General features: G+C 63.0%; 11 protein-coding genes, 2 tRNA genes and 2 rRNA genes (1 of these 15 running past the window's edge). 6 read left to right on the top strand and 9 right to left on the bottom strand.

Annotated elements, in window-relative coordinates:
• The first annotated feature begins 24 nt into the window (after positions 1–24).
• Positions 25–534, top strand: a complete 510-nt coding sequence (locus tag HPT29_RS21265; protein WP_173945345.1) for a hypothetical protein — start codon at positions 25–27, stop codon at positions 532–534.
• 351 nt (positions 535–885) lie between these two features.
• On the opposite strand, the gene HPT29_RS28910 is transcribed toward HPT29_RS21265, so the two are convergent.
• The 9 genes from HPT29_RS28910 to aldA form a co-directional block, all read right to left on the bottom strand.
• Positions 886–1170, bottom strand: coding sequence for a toprim domain-containing protein (locus tag HPT29_RS28910; protein ID WP_432807266.1), 285 nt, complete (start codon positions 1168–1170; stop codon positions 886–888).
• Positions 1171–1202: 32 nt separating this feature from the next.
• Entirely contained in the window at positions 1203–1700 is a 498-nt protein-coding gene (locus tag HPT29_RS21255) for a DUF7146 domain-containing protein (RefSeq protein ID WP_173945343.1), read from the bottom strand.
• Positions 1701–2253: 553 nt separating this feature from the next.
• Positions 2254–3942 (bottom strand): GMC family oxidoreductase, encoded by a 1689-nt coding sequence (locus tag HPT29_RS21250; RefSeq protein WP_173945342.1) that lies wholly within the window; start codon positions 3940–3942, stop codon positions 2254–2256.
• A 36-nt stretch (positions 3943–3978) separates the two neighbouring features.
• Complete coding sequence (locus HPT29_RS21245) at positions 3979–5067, bottom strand: mandelate racemase/muconate lactonizing enzyme family protein (protein ID WP_173945341.1); 1089 nt, start codon at positions 5065–5067, stop codon at positions 3979–3981.
• A 41-nt stretch (positions 5068–5108) separates the two neighbouring features.
• Positions 5109–6083: an ABC transporter permease gene (locus HPT29_RS21240; protein WP_173945340.1), complete on the bottom strand. Its 975-nt coding sequence runs from the start codon at positions 6081–6083 to the stop codon at positions 5109–5111.
• An 8-nt stretch (positions 6084–6091) separates the two neighbouring features.
• A complete protein-coding gene (locus HPT29_RS21235) occupies positions 6092–7093 on the bottom strand; it encodes an ABC transporter permease (protein ID WP_173945339.1) in 1002 nt (333 codons plus the stop codon).
• The gene (locus HPT29_RS21230) at positions 7086–8615 is read right to left on the bottom strand and encodes a sugar ABC transporter ATP-binding protein (protein WP_173945338.1); all 1530 of its coding nucleotides are present in this window, start codon (positions 8613–8615) and stop codon (positions 7086–7088) included. Before HPT29_RS21230 ends, HPT29_RS21235 begins: the two co-directional genes overlap by 8 nt.
• 70 nt (positions 8616–8685) lie before the next feature.
• Positions 8686–9663 (bottom strand): ABC transporter substrate-binding protein, encoded by a 978-nt coding sequence (locus tag HPT29_RS21225; RefSeq protein WP_173945337.1) that lies wholly within the window; start codon positions 9661–9663, stop codon positions 8686–8688.
• Positions 9664–9741: 78 nt separating this feature from the next.
• Positions 9742–11214 (bottom strand): aldehyde dehydrogenase, encoded by a 1473-nt coding sequence (gene aldA, locus HPT29_RS21220; protein ID WP_173945336.1) that lies wholly within the window; start codon positions 11212–11214, stop codon positions 9742–9744.
• Positions 11215–11538: 324 nt separating this feature from the next.
• Between aldA and HPT29_RS21215 the strand changes: the two genes are divergently transcribed.
• The 5 genes from HPT29_RS21215 to HPT29_RS21195 all read left to right on the top strand — a co-directional run.
• Entirely contained in the window at positions 11539–12300 is a 762-nt protein-coding gene (locus HPT29_RS21215) for an FCD domain-containing protein (protein WP_173945335.1), read from the top strand.
• A 1071-nt stretch (positions 12301–13371) separates the two neighbouring features.
• Positions 13372–14858, top strand: a 16S ribosomal RNA gene (locus HPT29_RS21210).
• A 167-nt stretch (positions 14859–15025) separates the two neighbouring features.
• Positions 15026–15102, top strand: a tRNA-Ile gene (locus HPT29_RS21205).
• A gap of 12 nt (positions 15103–15114) precedes the next feature.
• Positions 15115–15190: transfer RNA gene (locus HPT29_RS21200), tRNA-Ala, on the top strand.
• Positions 15191–15445: 255 nt separating this feature from the next.
• Positions 15446–16133: ribosomal RNA gene (locus tag HPT29_RS21195) — 23S ribosomal RNA — on the top strand (it continues 2121 nt past the right edge of the window).
• The 16S and 23S rRNA genes sit together here with 2 tRNA genes alongside, the layout of an rRNA operon.

Here is a 16133-nt window from a genome sequence, read left to right as displayed (position 1 = left end):
AACGCTTCGTTGAAGGAGGATTTGATGACGGTGAGACCTGTCATGCTTCTGATCTTGGCCTACGGAGCCGCGCTCACGGGGTTGATCGTACGACCGACTGCTGCCGCAGCCTTCACCTGCCCGGAGACCGTGACGACCGATGCGCTGAGGAATACGCCCTTGCTGAGCGCCTTACCTTCGGACGCAACGAACCTCACAGCCGACACTCGGGTCGGTGAGCTTGTGGCCGACTTTCGCAAGAATGGAATGAAACCGGCTCTCGTCGTCGACTATCTGGTTGGCGCCTATTGTCCGCTCGTGGCAAACGACGCCACCCTCTCGGACCCGCAGAAGACCGACCGGGTTCGGCGGTTCGCGCGGCAGGTGACGGGGCTCGCCTACGGGCAGTCGGGCCAAGAGGAGTTGGAGGTTCTCCTCGACGTGCCCTTGGTGCCGACGGTACTTAGCCAAGTAGAGCAGGCAGCGGCGGGGGCTGGGATGTCACGGGCTGCATGGATCGAGCGAGCGATCAAGCGACAGTTGGCGGTACCATGATCCAACGATTTCGATTCTGACCTCGCGTGACGCCGCCGTCATGGAAACTGAATGGCACCGGCCAGGGCGCGGAATATCGAGTGGATCCGGAACATGACGTGAGGCGGGCGAGCTGATCGCCATCGACATGGACGGCTGTACGGTCTACCCGGCGTTTCAGTTGGAAAAACCCGACGACAATCCTGCACGTGCGCAAGATCCTCCTGATAACTTCAGAACCTCGCCTGCCTTGGTCATCTTGAAGAGCATCTGCTTGATGCCGTTGCTGCTCCGTCTTCCAGCTCCGGAGGCAGGTTGAGAGGGCGCCGCGCTGGTGTGGGGGGAAGGTGCTCGACAGTGTACGCTTTGGGATCAAGCATGGTGCCGGTCCCCTTTCGGACAATTATTGAGATCAGAGGACTCGGCATGAGCCGTCACGACGAAGACTTCACGGCCGGCTTCACGCCACCGTTCGGAGCAGGTGCTTGCAGCCTTTTGGCCCGCTGGGTCATTGTCGACTGCCATCCAAAGGCACTCGACACCACCAAGGACCGGTAGGCTGCTCACTCCTCCAGCGGACAGGAGGCACCAGATAGGGCCAGGACCGAACTCATGGGCGAGCCGGAGAGACAAGGTGCTTTCCAGGCCTTCACCCACACCAAGGCATAAGGTCACGTCTGGGTCGGGTGTCAGCTTGATCGCACCGCCATGAATCGGACCAAGAGACAGGCGTCATGGCCTGATACATTCCCCTTGTGCCCCTCGGCGGTCAAAGCGGTCCTGTGGATGGCCTTGGGTTCGTTGGTGAGAATATCCCGCACAAGACACACCATCGCCGCTGTAGAGCTTCCCGCGAAGGGACAAGTGAGATGGAAGTGGATGGCTTCACCCGCGGCAGCGCGTGGCAGATCGAGCCCACGGCGCCGGAGATAGGATTCAACGGGAGTGCTGTGTGGATCCATGGCCTCGGCCCAGATGCGCAATGCCTGGGCAGAGCGAGCCGCATAGGTAAGACCGTCATGGGCACACCATTTCAGCGGATCCAGCGAAATCCCTTTTTCGGAAGTCTTTGAATAAGTGAACGGAAGGCCCAGCTTGTCCCGTACATAATCCTTGGCCTCCAGAGGGCCGTCGCCGCAGAAGCTATGAACGAGGAAGCCGCCGGGGGCCTGCGGATCGAGCCGCACGGCAAGAGAGCGGTCCCGGGTGAATGCTTCGGGCCAGGCGCCAGAACCTGTGAGCCAGACACCCCACCGCCGAGTGTGTCGGCGAGGGAGGCGAGGGAGAGGGTACTCATCGCGCCGCCACCCAGCCATAGAGGTAGCCCTCATCACTGAAGCAGGCGACCACGCGCACCCTTGTCAGGGACAGGGGGCTCGTCCTAAAATCGTTGGCGGAAGTTCTACCTAGCTTCTTGACCACATTGCCGCCGTTCCGGGGACCAGCCGGTGCGGCGGTTTTCTTTTGAATCCTTCGTTTGTCCCTTACGAAATGTTCCCTTTGTCCTTGTGGACGAGGAGCGTGGTCTAGCTAGATCCTAGCTAGATCAATGACTTGCAAGCGCTTCCCAAGCTGAATGTCGTGGGTTCGATTCCCATCGCCTGCTCCAAATAAAGCCCTGCATTTGCAGAGCTTTTCGTGTCTGGACTCCGTGGGGTCGACCAGAGTGCCCCGGCGGTCCGGAGAGACCAGGCGGTTGCGCCGAACAACCGCCGAGCAGTCTTCCCCTCCAGGACAGGTTCAGCTCAGCGTGGCGACGCTCATGTCTCCTTGTTCGGACAGGCGCGGTCCGAACTGGGAGGTGCTGACCGTAGGCCGGCCGGTGATGAGCTCGGCGCAGCGGCTTCCCATCATCATGGCGGGGGCATTGGTGTTCCCCGCGTTGATGTTGGGCATGGCCGAGAGGTCGCAGACGCGCAGGTTCTCGACCCCGCGGACGCGGAGCCTGGAATCGAGGACGGCCATCGGATCGCTCGCCGTTCCCATCCGGCATGTCCCGCTCGGGTGATAGTTCGTTTTCACGAAACGCCGGCAGTGCTTCATGATCGCCTCATCGCTGAGGTCGTTCGGATCGGGGATCGACACGCGCTCGATCCGCTCCTTCAGCGGGCTGGTCTCGAAAGCCCGGATGAAGAAGCGCTGACCGTCGATCATGGCCTGGGCGTCGTCCTGATGCTTCAACAGATTGGGCGAGACCAACGGCATGGCGTCCGGATCGGCGGAGCTCAGGCGGACATAGCCGCGGGATTTCGGTTTCACCACCACGGTCGTGATCGTCAGCCCGTAGGTGTCGTCCACGAGGCCGAGCGTGTCGCGATCGAGATAGATGATCGGCACGCAGAAGGCCTGGATGGTGGGTTCCGCATTCGGGTCGGTCGGATTGACGAAGGCGCCGGCTTCGACGCCCGCCGAAAGGATCGGGCCCGAACCGAAGAGCCGGAAGTGGATGCCGTTGCGGAGCATCCGCCACCCGACACCCTGCTTGTAATAGCCGTAGGGTCCGTTCGCCTTCGCGATGAGCGGCACCTCCGGATGATCGATGAGGTTCTCCCCGATGCCCGGCAGGTCGGCGATGCAATCGATCCCGTGCTCCCGCAGCTGATCGGCGGGGCCGATCCCGGACAGCATGAGGAGCTGCGGCGTGACGAGCGCCCCGGAGGCGACGATCACCTCGCCATCCGCATGGACCGTGTGATCCATCCCCTTGGCATCCCGATAGGTGACACCCACGGCGCGGCCGTTCTCGATCTCGATCCTGCGCACCCGGGACTGGAGGCGGATGACGAGGTTCGGGTTGTCCGCCAGCGGAGCCAGAAACGCATAGGCGGCGCTGCTGCGCCGGCCGCGCCGGTTCATGAACTGGTAGAACCCGACACCCCGCTGCGTCGGCCCGTTGAAGTCCGGGGAGAACGGCTCGCCCAGGGCCTGGATGGCCTGAACGAACCAGCGCGACATGTCGTTGATGTGGCCCGGGTCGGAGACGAGAAGCGGCCCGTCCGCCCCGTGCAGCTCGTTGTAGAGCCTGTTGTTACCCTCCATGGTGCGGAAATGGGGCAGGACGTCGGCCCAGCTCCAGCCGGGATAATCGTTCTCCCCGTGCAGCATGTCGTGCCATTCGTCGTAGTCGGATGGGCGGCCGCGCATGTAGACCTGCGCATTGACCGAGGAGCCGCCGCCGAGGACGTTGGCCTGCGGAATGTCGTGGACCCGGCCCTCGAGATGCTCCTGCGGGACCGTGTGGTGATACCGCATGTACTTGCTGCCGTTGATCATCTTGAAGATGCCCGGCGGCATGTCGAGGAGGGGATGGCGGTGCGAGTAGCCGCCTTCCAGCAGCAGCACGCGTCGACCCTCGTTGACCAGGCGCGCGGCCGCCACCGAGCCCGAGGAGCCGCCGCCGACGACGATGTAGTCAAAACGCTCTTTCATGGAGACACCTGTTTCCTGCCGACCCATCGGGTGGGTTCAGGCCCTGATCGTTTCAAGGCCCTTCCAGTCGAACGCGATCCCGTGGCCGGGTCGGTCCGGCGCTAGGGCAAAGCCGTCCCGGATCGCGAGCGGCTCGGCGATGTAGCGTTCGAGCCCGAAGCCGTGGGCCTCGAGATAGGAGCGGTTCGGACACGCCGCGAGAAGATGCACGGTCACGTCATGAGCGCCGTGGCTGGTCACCGGCAGATTGAAGGCCTCGGCCAAGTGGGCGATCTTCATGAACGGGGTGACGCCGCCGCAATTGGTAACGTCCGGCTCCGGATAGGTCACGCCGCCGCCGGCCACGTAGAGCTTGAACTCCCAGAGCGTGCGCAGGTTCTCGCCCGCCGCGATCGGGAGCCCGCCCTCGCGCACGATGCGGGCGTGGCCCGCCGGATCGTCGGGAATGGTCGGCTCTTCGAGCCAGGTCAGGTCGAAGGGCTGAAGGGCTCTGGCGGCCCGGATCGCTCCGTCGACGCTCCACTTCATGTTGGCGTCGGCCATCAGGGGAAAGCCGGCGCCGAGATGCTCGCGCATGGCGCCGACGCGCTCAACGTCCTCGAACAGGTTGGCGCGGCCCACCTTCATCTTGATGGCGCGAAAACCCTTGCCGAGATTGTCGTCCGTCTGGCGCAGGAGCTTGTCGAGGGGCAGTTCGAGATCGATGCCGCCGGCATAGCAGGGCACCTTGGCGTCGAAGCCGCCGAGGGCCTTCCACAATGGGAGATTGGCGCGTTTCGCCTTGAGGTCCCAGAGGGCCATGTCGAAGGCCGACAGCGCCAGGACGGTCGGGCCGCCGCGGCCGCCGTAATGGAGCGCCCACCAGGCCTTGTGCCAGAGGCGCTCGATCTCGTCGGCCTCCTCGCCGTCCATGATCTCGGGCAGTTCGCGGGCGAGAACCGTGTCGATGGCGGCGCCGTTGCGGCCCACCGTGAAGGTGTAGCCGACGCCCTCCGCTCCGTCTGCGTCGCGGAGGCGCACCGTGTTGAGCTCGAAAGCGCGCATCTCGCCATGCATGGAATCGGTCAGAACGCTCGGCAGCGGGATGCGATAGAAGCCGGGTTCGATGGAAGTGATGCGGGGCATGGTCGTCCTTCTTCGCTCGGTGGTCGAATGCGGGGCTGGCCCTATGCGGCCTCTTCGGTGCGCATGCTCAGCCGCGCCTGAATGGCGACGACGAGCAGCAGGAATGCGCCGCGGATGACCGATTGCCAATACGCGGAGAGGCTGATCCAGCCGAGGCCGTTCTCGAAATTCAGGATGTTGAAGATGAGCCCGAGCAGGAGAACGCCCGCGAGGGTGGATCCGACGGAGCCGACGCCCCCGGTCAGCAGCGTGCCGCCCACGACCACGGCCGCGATCGCGAAGAGCTCCCAACCGACGCCCTCGATCGGCTGGCCCGCGCCGAACTGCGCCGCCAGGATGACGCCTGCCAGGCCCGCGAGGCCGCCGCTGGTGAGATACACGAGCGCCTTCACCCGGCTCGCGGGCAATCCCATGAGACGAGCCGCATCCTCGTTCCCGCCGATGGCGAGCACGGTGCGCCCAAAGGAGGTGAGATTGAGGACGAGGGAGCCGACGAGATAGGCAAACAGGGCCATCCAGGCCGGGATCGGAAAGCCGAGGAAATCTCCCTGACCGAGTTCGGTGAAGCCCGATTCGTAGGACACCGAGACGGACTGGTTTTCCGCCAGCAGCAGCGCGCAGCCGCTCGCCGCCAGCATCGTCGCGAGGGTTGTGATGAACGGCAGGATGCCGAGCCGGGTGATGATGAACGCATTGCACGCGCCGACTGCCAGACCGGCAGCCAGTCCGCCGAGCAGGCCGGGCAGGACCCCGTAGGGAGAGAGCAGGGCGGCCACGACGCTGCCGAGAGCAGCCGTCGATCCGACCGAGAGATCGATGCCCCCGGTGATGATGACGAAGCACATCCCGAGCGCGACCAGCGCGAACATGCTGTTGTAGCGAAGGACCGACAGGACGTTGAAGGCGCCGAGGAAGTTCTCGTACCGGAGCCAGCCGAACACGATGAGCGCGAGCAGAGCAATCAGCACCCCGTAGCGGCCGATGCCTTGGAATATCCTGAGGGAGGTTGTGTTCATCGGCGACCTCAGCGATGGCTCTGCCGCTGCAGCCAGACGGCCAGGACGATGATGACGGCCTTCGCCACGAGGGCCGCCGCATCGGGAACGCCATTGGCGAGCAGTGTGTAGCGCACGAGCTGGATGATGAGCGCGCCGACCAGGGTGCCGAGCACGGTAGCCCGTCCGCCGGTGAGCAGCGTCCCGCCCACCGCCACGGCCGCGATGGCGTCGAGCTCCATGCCGAGGCCGACGAGATTGGCGTCGGCCGCGGAGTTGCGGGCGATCACGATGAGGCCTGCGACCCCGGACAGGAGCCCGCTGATCAAGTAGACCCGTTGCTTCACGGACGTCACGGGAATGCCTGCGAGCCGGGCGGCGCGCTCGTTGCCGCCGATGGCCAGGATCTGCCGGCCGAAGACGGTGCGCCGGAGCATCCAGGCGGCCGCCGCGACGATGACAACCATCAGGATGGCCTGAAAGGGGATGCCGAAGACCCGTCCCAGGCCGATGAACTGAAAGCTCGGCAGGTTGAAGACCTGCAGGTTGCCGTTGGTGAAGACCTGGGCGATGCCGCGTCCGGCGATAAACAGCACGAGGGTGGCGATGATCGGCTGGATCCGCAGGCGCGTCACTAGCCACCCGTTGAACCATCCGAGCGCCGCCGTCACCAGAACAGGCACAACGAAGGCCAGTGCGATGCCGATGGCCGGGTGGGGGAGGGGAAAAAGCTTACCGAGGAAGATCAGCGGCGCCAGGGCTCCGGCAATCGCCATGAGGGCACCGACCGAGAGATCGATCCCTCCGGTTGCGATGACGAGCGTCATTCCGACGCCCACGATCACGATGGTGCAGACCTGGGTGAGGTTGACGTTGAGCGTCTGCCAGGTGGCGAAGTTGGGCGTGATCACGAGGTTGACGAGGATCAGAAGCACGAGGGCGATCCAGGCTCCATGGCGCGTCAGCACGGTCTTCACGTCGAGCCGAGGAGCCCTTTGTGCCGGAGGCAGGGTCGTGGCGGTCTCAGCCATGCGCGGCCTCCGGAACGCTCTCGTGCCCGTGAGCCATGGCGGCCATGACGTTCTGCTCGGTCACGGCATCGCCTTTCAGTTCCGAGGCCGTGTGGCCGTCGCGGAGAACGAAGATGCGGCTTGCCGCCTCGACCACCTCCTCGAGCTCCGACGAGATCATCAGAACGCCGAGTCCCTGGCCGGCCAGTTCCCGGATCAGGCTGAGGATCTCGGCCTTTGCGCCGACATCGATGCCACGGGTCGGCTCGTCGAGGATGAGGAGCCTGGGGTTCATGCAGAGCCAGCGCGCCAGCAGTACCTTCTGCTGGTTGCCGCCCGAGAGTTCGCGGATTCGCTGCTCCGGTCCCGAGCAGCGAATGCCCAAACGCTTGATGAAGCGGTCGACGATCTCGCGGCTGCGGGCTTCGTCCACGATGCCGCGTCGCGACAGCTGCGGCATGAGCGCGAGCGTCAGGTTCTCGCGCACGGACATGTCGGGAATGATGCCTTCCAGCTTGCGGTCTTCCGAGCAGAAACCCATGCCGGCCCGGATGGCGTCCGACGGGGCCGCGATGGCGTTCTCCCGTCCGGCGAAAGCGATCGTGCCGGAATCCGGCTTGTCGGCTCCGTAAACGGCACGGACGGATTCGGTCCTGCCCGCGCCGAGCAGTCCGGCGAGACCGACGATCTCACCGGGGCGCACTTCGAAGCTGACGTCCCGGACCTTGCGCCCGGCGGCGAGGTTTCGAACCTCCAGAACGGGCGCGCGAGCGTCGGCGGCCGATGGGTCCGCATCGTGCGGCTCCTGCAGGACCTGCGTCAGTTCGCGGCCCAGCATGGAGGTGACGAGATCGAGCCGGGACAGACGGGTCATCGGCGCGACCTGCACGGTGCGGCCGTCGCGCATGATGGTGACGCGGTCGCAGACGGCGTAGAGCTCGTCGAGCTTATGGCTCACGAAGATCACCGAGACGCCGGCTGCCTTGAGCTGGCGGATCACCCCGAACAGAACCTGGACCTCGCGCTCGTCGAGGGACGACGTGGGCTCGTCCATGATGACGAGCTTGGCATCGAACCCGATCGCCCGGGCGATGGCGACCATCTGCTGCACGGCGGTCGGGTACACCATGAGTGGACGGTGGACATCGATGGTGATGTTGAAGCGCGCGAGAAGGGTGCGGGCTTCCGCGTGCATGGCGGGCCAGTCGAGCAGGCCGAAGCGCCGCTTCTCACGGCCGAGGCAGATGTTCTCGGTCACGGACCGGTAGGACACCAGGTTGATCTCCTGGTAGATCGTGCTGATGCCGGCCCTCTGGGCTTCCTGCGGGGAGGAGAACTCGACGGGTTTGCTGTCGAACAGGATCTCGCCGGCATCCTTGCGGTAGTAGCCGGTCAGGATCTTGATCATCGTCGACTTGCCGGCACCGTTCTGGCCGATCAGCGCATGAACCTCACCCTTCTCGACCGCGAGTTCGGCCTCGCGCAGAGCCGGGATGCCGGCGAAGCGCTTGTCGATGCCACGCATGGTGAGGAGCGGCGCCATGAAAGCTCCGGTAAGGGGTTCAGCCAAACAGGAAAGGCGCTGCCTGCGCAGGCAGGCAGCGCCCCGGCGTTCAGTACGCGTCGGAGATGAGCTGGGCCGCGTTCGACTTGTCGAAGAAGCGGTCGGTGTTCACCACCCATGGCTTGATCTGCTCGCCCTTGGCATAGCGTGCCAGGGTTTCGAAAGCCTTCGGTCCGAACTTCGGATTGCACTCGACGGTGGCCAGCATCTTGCCGTCGATGATGGCCTGCAGCGCATCGCGCGTGCCGTCGACGGAGACCACGATCACGTCCTTGCCCGGCTTCTTGCCGGCCGCCTCAAGGGCCGCGATGGCGCCGATGGCCATCTCGTCGTTGTGCGCGTAAATGGCGGTCGCGTCCGGATGGGCCTGCAGCAGCGTCTCGGCCACCTGGCGGCCCTTGTCGCGGGCGAAGTCGCCCGACTGGGACGCCACGATCTTCATGCCGGAATGAGCCTTGATGTAATCCTCGAAGCCCTTGCGGCGGTCATTGGCCGGCGAGGAGCCCGTGGTGCCTTCGAGCTGAATGATCTTGGCCTTGCCGTCCATGGCCTTGGTCAGGGCCTCCGCGGCGCGTTTGCCTTCGTCGACGAAGTCCGAGCCGATGAAGGTGACGTAGTCCTTGCCCGCCTTGGCGAGGTTCTGGTCCACGTTGCGATCGAGCAGGATGACCGGGATGCCGGCTTTCTTGGCGGCCATCACGGCCGGGATGAGGGGTTTCTCCTCGCGCGGGGCGAGGAAGATCAGGTCGACGCCCTGAGCGATCATCGAGTTGACGTCGGCGACCTGCTTGGCGGCGGAGCCGGCTGCGTCCGTGTAGACGAGCTGGTGTCCGAGCTTTGCGGCCTCGGCCTTCATGCTCTCCGTCTGCGCGATGCGCCATGGATTGTTCGACTCCGTCTGCGCGAAGCCGACCTTGTACTTGTCCTTCTGCTTCAGCTTGGGCAGCTCCTGCGCGGACACGCCGCCGAGACCCAGGCCGATGGCGGCCACGCCTGTCGCGAGGGCCAGGAAAGTTCTTCTGAGCATAGTTTTCCTCCATGAAGTTTTTCGCCCCTTTGTCGGGGTTCTTTATGGATTGCTGCAGCCGTTCGGGGCTGCAGGCCGTCACCAGCGGACATAGGTGGTCTGCTTCCGCAGGTATCCGTCGAAACCGTACTTGCCGTCCTCGCCGCCGAGCCCCGAATGCTTCCAGCCCGTGTGGAAGCCCTGCACGAGCTCCCCGCACGGGCGGTTGACGTAGAGCTCGCCGAAGGAGAGCTCCCGGGACAGGCGCATGACCCGGCGCAGGTCGTTCGTGTAGACATAGGCCGACAGGCCGTAGCTCGTGTCGTTGGCGAAGCTCAGGGCCTGCTCGAAGCTGTCGACCGTCATGACAGGCGCCACGGGGCCGAAGATCTCCCGCTGCATCACCGGCGCCCGGTTGCTGTCGACCCGCAGCACCGTGGGCTCGAACCAGTGACCCCGGGCGAACTCGCCCCGGGTCAGCCGGTGCCCGCCGGCGAGCACCTCGGCGCCTGCCGCCATGGCCTCGTTGACGATCTCCTCGACCTTGTCGACCTCGGGCCGATTCACTTTGGGACCCATGTCGGGACTCGTCATGGGATCGGCGAGCCTGAGCGCCTTCACGCGCGAGACGAACTTGTCGAGGAAGGGTTCGGCAATGTCCTTGTGCAGATACATGCGCTCGTTGCAGGTGCAGATCTGCCCGCAATTCGTGAAGCGGGAAATGATCGCCGCTTCGACGGCCGCGTCGACGTCGGCGTCCTCGAGAACGATGAAGGGTGCCTTCCCGCCCAGTTCCAGCCGGATGACCTTCAGGTCCTGGGCGCCTGCGGCGTAGATCTCCCGTCCCGCCCGCACGCTGCCCGTCATGGTCACGAGGTCGGTAAAAGGCGAACGCACGAGGGCGTCGCCGATGGATCGTCCGTCGCCGGTGACCACGTTGAGCACGCCTTTCGGCAGCCCGACCTCATGGGCGAGCCTGGCGATCTCGATGGCCGACAGGGGAGTGGATTCATGACCCTTCACCACGATGGTGTTGCCGGCCACGAGGGCAGGGCCGATCTTGCGGGCGGCCAGAGCCGCCGGATAATTCCAGGCGGTCAGGCCGACGACCACGCCGAAGGGCACGCGCCGGATCCAGACATCCTCGTTCGGATGGTCCGAAGGAAGGAGATCGCCTTCGATGCGCCGGGCGTTCTCGGCCGCATAGGTGAGAAACGTCATGACGGCGTCGATCTCGCCCTCGGCCTGGTTCAGGGGCTTCCCCTGCTCCAGCACCACGATCCGGGCGAGATGCGCCTTCTCACGGCGGATGGCGGCTGCAAGATCGGAAACGTAGCCCGCGCGCACGATGGGCGGCAGAGCCGCCCAAGCCGGCTGGGCCCGTTTGGCAGCTTCCAGGGCGGCCGTCGCATCCTCGACCGAGCCGACCGGCACGGTCGCGAAAACTGACTCGTTGGCAGGGTTTTCGACCTCAAGGCGGCCAGGCGCCCGGCCATCGGTCCAGGCCCCGTCGATATACATCTGATAGGGGGTCACTGTGTCGGCGTGGCGGGCGGACGTGGGAGCACTCATCGCGAGCTCCCGACAAAAGAGGTTGCTTGAGGGGCAAAGGCGAAGCCTTGCCCTGGGGTGCCTGCAAATGGCGTCACTCGTGTTTCCTCCGAGTTTGCTCAGGCTGAGCAACATCACACCAAACGTCGCTGATGAATCTATTTGGTATGACCGAAACTAGGATGGAGCAGCGGAATATGGGCTGTCAAGGAGATAGGATGATCCGATACTCCTTGATCGTCTGACGGAGACTGGCATTTGGTCCGACCATATGTTAGCCGAGGAAGAGCGCGCCAAGTCTCACATGAAGGACTTGTCCGCGCGGAAGAACGGACGGGGGACGTCATGGATCGAGACGTGGAGCTGCTTGGCAAGGATCCGATCGGGCGTCGGTCGGACGCGGTTGCGGAGGCGCTCGCGCGCATGATCCAGTCGGGCACTCTTCAGGTGGGCGATCGCCTTCCTGCCGAGCGAGACCTGATGCACCGTTATGGCGTGAGCCGCTCGGCGGTCCGGGAGGCCATCGTCTCGCTGGCCAATCGTGGGCTCGTGGTGACTCGGCTGGGGCACCGCCCCATCGTCCGCAAGCCCGATTACGAGATCGCCATCGACAAGGTCGGGAATCTCGTTGGACATCTCGTGGTGGAGCGGAACGGGGTCTGGAATCTGTTCGAATCCCGCATCTTTCTCGAGGCGGCGCTGGCCCGCTGGGCTGCCAGCCATGCCCGGCGTGACGACCTCGAGGAGCTTCGCGCCGCGCTGGAAGCCAATCGACAGGCCATCGGCCACCCCCTTCAGTTCGACGCAACCGACGCCGAATTCCATGCGGTCCTCTACCGGATGCCCGGCAATCCCATCTATCCGGCCGTGCACAAAGCCTATGTGGAGTGGCTCGTCCAGCACTGGCGGTCCATGAAGCGCGGCGCCGACATCGACCAGATGAACTATGCCGGGCACGAGGCGATCTTCGATGCCATCGCGGCCCGAGATCCGGACGGTGCAGAGGAAGCACTTCGTCGCCACCTCGTCGCGGCCTGGGAGTTCGTGCGGTCGACATTCGCCGCCGACCGTCGCGGGCGCAGTCAGCCTCCGCTCGGAGAAGCATAGGTCCCGCATCCGCACGGCAGGCTGGGCTCCCGGGTCCGCCAGGAAGCGGACCTGTTCGGATCGAGGTGCCGGGCTCGCCTCCGCCCTTCCGACCGGAGGGCTGGGTGGAGGCTGAGGGGCGCCGAAATCCGTTGCGCAGGCCGGCCGTCCCGAAGCGGCCTTGCCATCTCCGGAGCATCGTCTTGGCTGTGAGCGTCTTCCTGCTGCGCCCCCCATACTCCGTGTTCGAGCCATGAAGCCGAACGCGGTTCCGGCCAGGGGGAGGGGGCAAGTCATGGGTTCGAACCCCATCGTTCGTTCAGGGGGTTCGTGCACCTTCCAGGTGCCACCACTCCCGGAAAGCGTCCGTGTCCGGGATGATCGACACCCTTTCGGGTTCGTCAGGAGTTGACAAACGATCCGGGAATCGACATATCCGCAGCCCCGCCGGAACTTGGTTCGGGCGAGCTTCACTCCCATACGACGCCGACGCTGCCGAGATCCTCGGATCTCGCCTTTCGTCTGTGTCCCGACCGCAGTCTTGTTTGACCCCGGTCAACGGCAAGAGCCATGGACGCCAGTATATGGCATGTCTCCAAGGCTCCTCTGACGCAAAGAGGAAGCATCCAGATCGAAATCATCGATCCGGATGAGACCAACGCGGAAGCGAATACGCTTCCGCGAACGGTGAAGCTTGTCTGAATACTTTCTGACGGCCGGGCGGCGCCGGTTTCGAGAAAATTTCTTCGAGAAAGGTGTTGACCTGGGGAAGGGGTTCGAGTAGAACAACTTCATCGGCGGCGGGGTTCTTTGGACCTGAGCTGCGGCGGACTTCAAGGCCTGGCGGGCCCGCAAGGGTGGTCGGGAGGCTTGGGGTTCTCTGGCGTCTTCGGGTGCTGGGATTTTGCTCTTTGACATTGTTGAGAGGGAAGAGAAGCGTAGGCGGCGGTGTCCTTGCGCCGGTCCTTTGGGGCCGGATGGAATGAACATCGACCTGATCTATGCTTTGGTGAGTACACCGCTTCAGTGGCAACGCTGGAGATGGAGGTGCTCTGTCAATTTGCGTAGTGACATAGTCGAGATCAAATTCTTCAACTTGAGAGTTTGATCCTGGCTCAGAACGAACGCTGGCGGCAGGCTTAACACATGCAAGTCGAACGCATCCTTCGGGGTGAGTGGCAGACGGGTGAGTAACGCGTGGGAACGTGCCCTTCAGTTCGGAATAACCCAGGGAAACTTGGGCTAATACCGGATACGTGCGAGAGCAGAAAGATTTATCGCTGAAGGATCGGCCCGCGTCTGATTAGCTAGTTGGTGAGGTAATGGCTCACCAAGGCGACGATCAGTAGCTGGTCTGAGAGGATGATCAGCCACATTGGGACTGAGACACGGCCCAAACTCCTACGGGAGGCAGCAGTGGGGAATATTGGACAATGGGCGCAAGCCTGATCCAGCCATGCCGCGTGAGTGATGAAGGCCTTAGGGTTGTAAAGCTCTTTCAGTGGGGACGATAATGACGGTACCCGCAGAAGAAGCCCCGGCTAACTTCGTGCCAGCAGCCGCGGTAATACGAAGGGGGCTAGCGTTGTTCGGAATCACTGGGCGTAAAGGGCGCGTAGGCGGCTTTGTAAGTCGGGGGTGAAAGCCTGTGGCTCAACCACAGAATTGCCTTCGATACTGCATGGCTTGAGACCGGAAGAGGTTAGTGGAACTGCGAGTGTAGAGGTGAAATTCGTAGATATTCGCAAGAACACCAGTGGCGAAGGCGGCTGACTGGTCCGGTTCTGACGCTGAGGCGCGAAAGCGTGGGGAGCAAACAGGATTAGATACCCTGGTAGTCCACGCCGTAAACGATGAATGCCAGCCGTTGGCGAGCTTGCTCGTCAGTGGCGCAGCTAACGCTTTAAGCATTCCGCCTGGGGAGTACGGTCGCAAGATTAAAACTCAAAGGAATTGACGGGGGCCCGCACAAGCGGTGGAGCATGTGGTTTAATTCGAAGCAACGCGCAGAACCTTACCAGCCTTTGACATGTCCCGTATGGATCCTGGAGACAGGGTTCTTCAGTTCGGCTGGCGGGAACACAGGTGCTGCATGGCTGTCGTCAGCTCGTGTCGTGAGATGTTGGGTTAAGTCCCGCAACGAGCGCAACCCTCGCCCTTAGTTGCCATCATTCAGTTGGGCACTCTAAGGGGACTGCCGGTGATAAGCCGAGAGGAAGGTGGGGATGACGTCAAGTCCTCATGGCCCTTACGGGCTGGGCTACACACGTGCTACAATGGCGGTGACAAAGGGCAGCGAACCCGCGAGGGGGAGCTAATCCTTAAAAGCCGTCTCAGTTCAGATTGCACTCTGCAACTCGAGTGCATGAAGGCGGAATCGCTAGTAATCGTGGATCAGAACGCCACGGTGAATACGTTCCCGGGCCTTGTACACACCGCCCGTCACACCATGGGAGTTGGTCTTACCCGACGGCGCTGCGCCAACCGCAAGGGGGCAGGCGACCACGGTAGGGTCAGCGACTGGGGTGAAGTCGTAACAAGGTAGCCGTAGGGGAACCTGCGGCTGGATCACCTCCTTTCTAAGGATGTTCTCTTACTGGGGGCATCTGTTCGTCTCGAACAGGCTGTCGCTCATATCGGAACACTTGGAACAATAGGGTCAGTCAGACCCTGCTATGCGGGACGCTGCCGTCTTCGCTTCTCTTCTCAATTCCGGATACATCGGTCGAGGCTCGCGCTTCGATTGGGGCCTGTAGCTCAGGTGGTTAGAGCGCACCCCTGATAAGGGTGAGGTCGGACGTTCGAGTCGTCCCAGGCCCACCATCTTATCTTGACGGGGCCTTAGCTCAGCTGGGAGAGCGGTAGCTTTGCAAGCTTCAGGTCGTCGGTTCGATCCCGACAGGCTCCACCATTTTTTATGGGTATCCGGATGTCAAAGGAATTCGCCTCCCCTGCTTTGCGGGGGAGCGCGGATGTTTGAAATCGTAAAGAGGCGGCATATTCGACCAGCGGACGACCTAGTTCCGCGAACCAGCCACGGCCCGCAGCCGTGTGCGTCGGATATGCTTGGCAAGCAAAAATCGTCTTCAACGTGTGACGCGTTGAAGACAGGTCTTTCTTGAAGGTCATGTCCGGTCTTTGCCGAGCGGACATTGATCATGAGAGTAATCAAGTGTCGTAAGAGCATCTGGTGGATGCCTTGGCGCTGAGAGGCGATGAAGGACGTGGTACGCTGCGATAAGTCTTGGGGAGCTGCGAACGAGCTTTGATCCAGGAATCTCCGAATGGGGAAACCCCCCTTCGATCCTTTGTCTTGTGACGTCATTGGAAACAGTGCTGTTGCAAGACGGAGGATCAGATGAAGGGATTAGGCCCTGAATACATAGGGGTTTAAGGCGAACCCGGGGAACTGAAACATCTAAGTACCCGGAGGAAAGGACATCAATTGAGACTCCGTTAGTAGTGGCGAGCGAACGCGGACCAGGCCAATGCCAACCTGATTGTCATCGGAACTGTTTGGAAAAGCAGGCATGACGGGTGATAGCCCCGTACGAAGCAGCGAGATGGTTGGATATGAGTAGGGCGGGACACGTGCAATCCTGTCTGAACATGGGGGGACCACCCTCCAAGCCTAAGTACTCCTCAGCGACCGATAGTGAACCAGTACCGTGAGGGAAAGGTGAAAAGCACCCCGACGAGGGGAGTGAAACAGTTCCTGAAACCGGATGCTTACAAACAGTCGGAGCCCAAGGTTCGTCCTGGGTGACGGCGTACCTTTTGTATAATGGGTCAGCGACTTAAAGTAACGAGCAAGCTTAAGCCGATAGGTGGAGGCGCAGCGAAAGCGAGTCTGA

It is taken from the genome of Microvirga terrae, assembly GCF_013307435.2.
Lineage (GTDB): Bacteria > Pseudomonadota > Alphaproteobacteria > Rhizobiales > Beijerinckiaceae > Microvirga > Microvirga terrae.
This window is presented reverse-complemented; position numbering and strand designations above follow the sequence as displayed.

Bases quoted from the DNA above. Each gene is read 5' to 3' on its own strand.
- HPT29_RS21265 (WP_173945345.1), top strand. From the start codon at position 25: ATGACGGTGAGACCTGTCATGCTTCTGATCTTGGCCTACGGAGCCGCG.
- HPT29_RS21250 (WP_173945342.1), bottom strand. From the start codon at position 3,942: ATGAAAGAGCGTTTTGACTACATCGTCGTCGGCGGCGGCTCCTCGGGC.
- HPT29_RS21245 (WP_173945341.1), bottom strand. From the start codon at position 5,067: ATGCCCCGCATCACTTCCATCGAACCCGGCTTCTATCGCATCCCGCTG.
- HPT29_RS21240 (WP_173945340.1), bottom strand. From the start codon at position 6,083: ATGAACACAACCTCCCTCAGGATATTCCAAGGCATCGGCCGCTACGGG.
- HPT29_RS21235 (WP_173945339.1), bottom strand. From the start codon at position 7,093: ATGGCTGAGACCGCCACGACCCTGCCTCCGGCACAAAGGGCTCCTCGG.
- HPT29_RS21230 (WP_173945338.1), bottom strand. From the start codon at position 8,615: ATGGCGCCGCTCCTCACCATGCGTGGCATCGACAAGCGCTTCGCCGGC.
- HPT29_RS21225 (WP_173945337.1), bottom strand. From the start codon at position 9,663: ATGCTCAGAAGAACTTTCCTGGCCCTCGCGACAGGCGTGGCCGCCATC.
- aldA (WP_173945336.1), bottom strand. From the start codon at position 11,214: ATGAGTGCTCCCACGTCCGCCCGCCACGCCGACACAGTGACCCCCTAT.
- HPT29_RS21215 (WP_173945335.1), top strand. From the start codon at position 11,539: ATGGATCGAGACGTGGAGCTGCTTGGCAAGGATCCGATCGGGCGTCGG.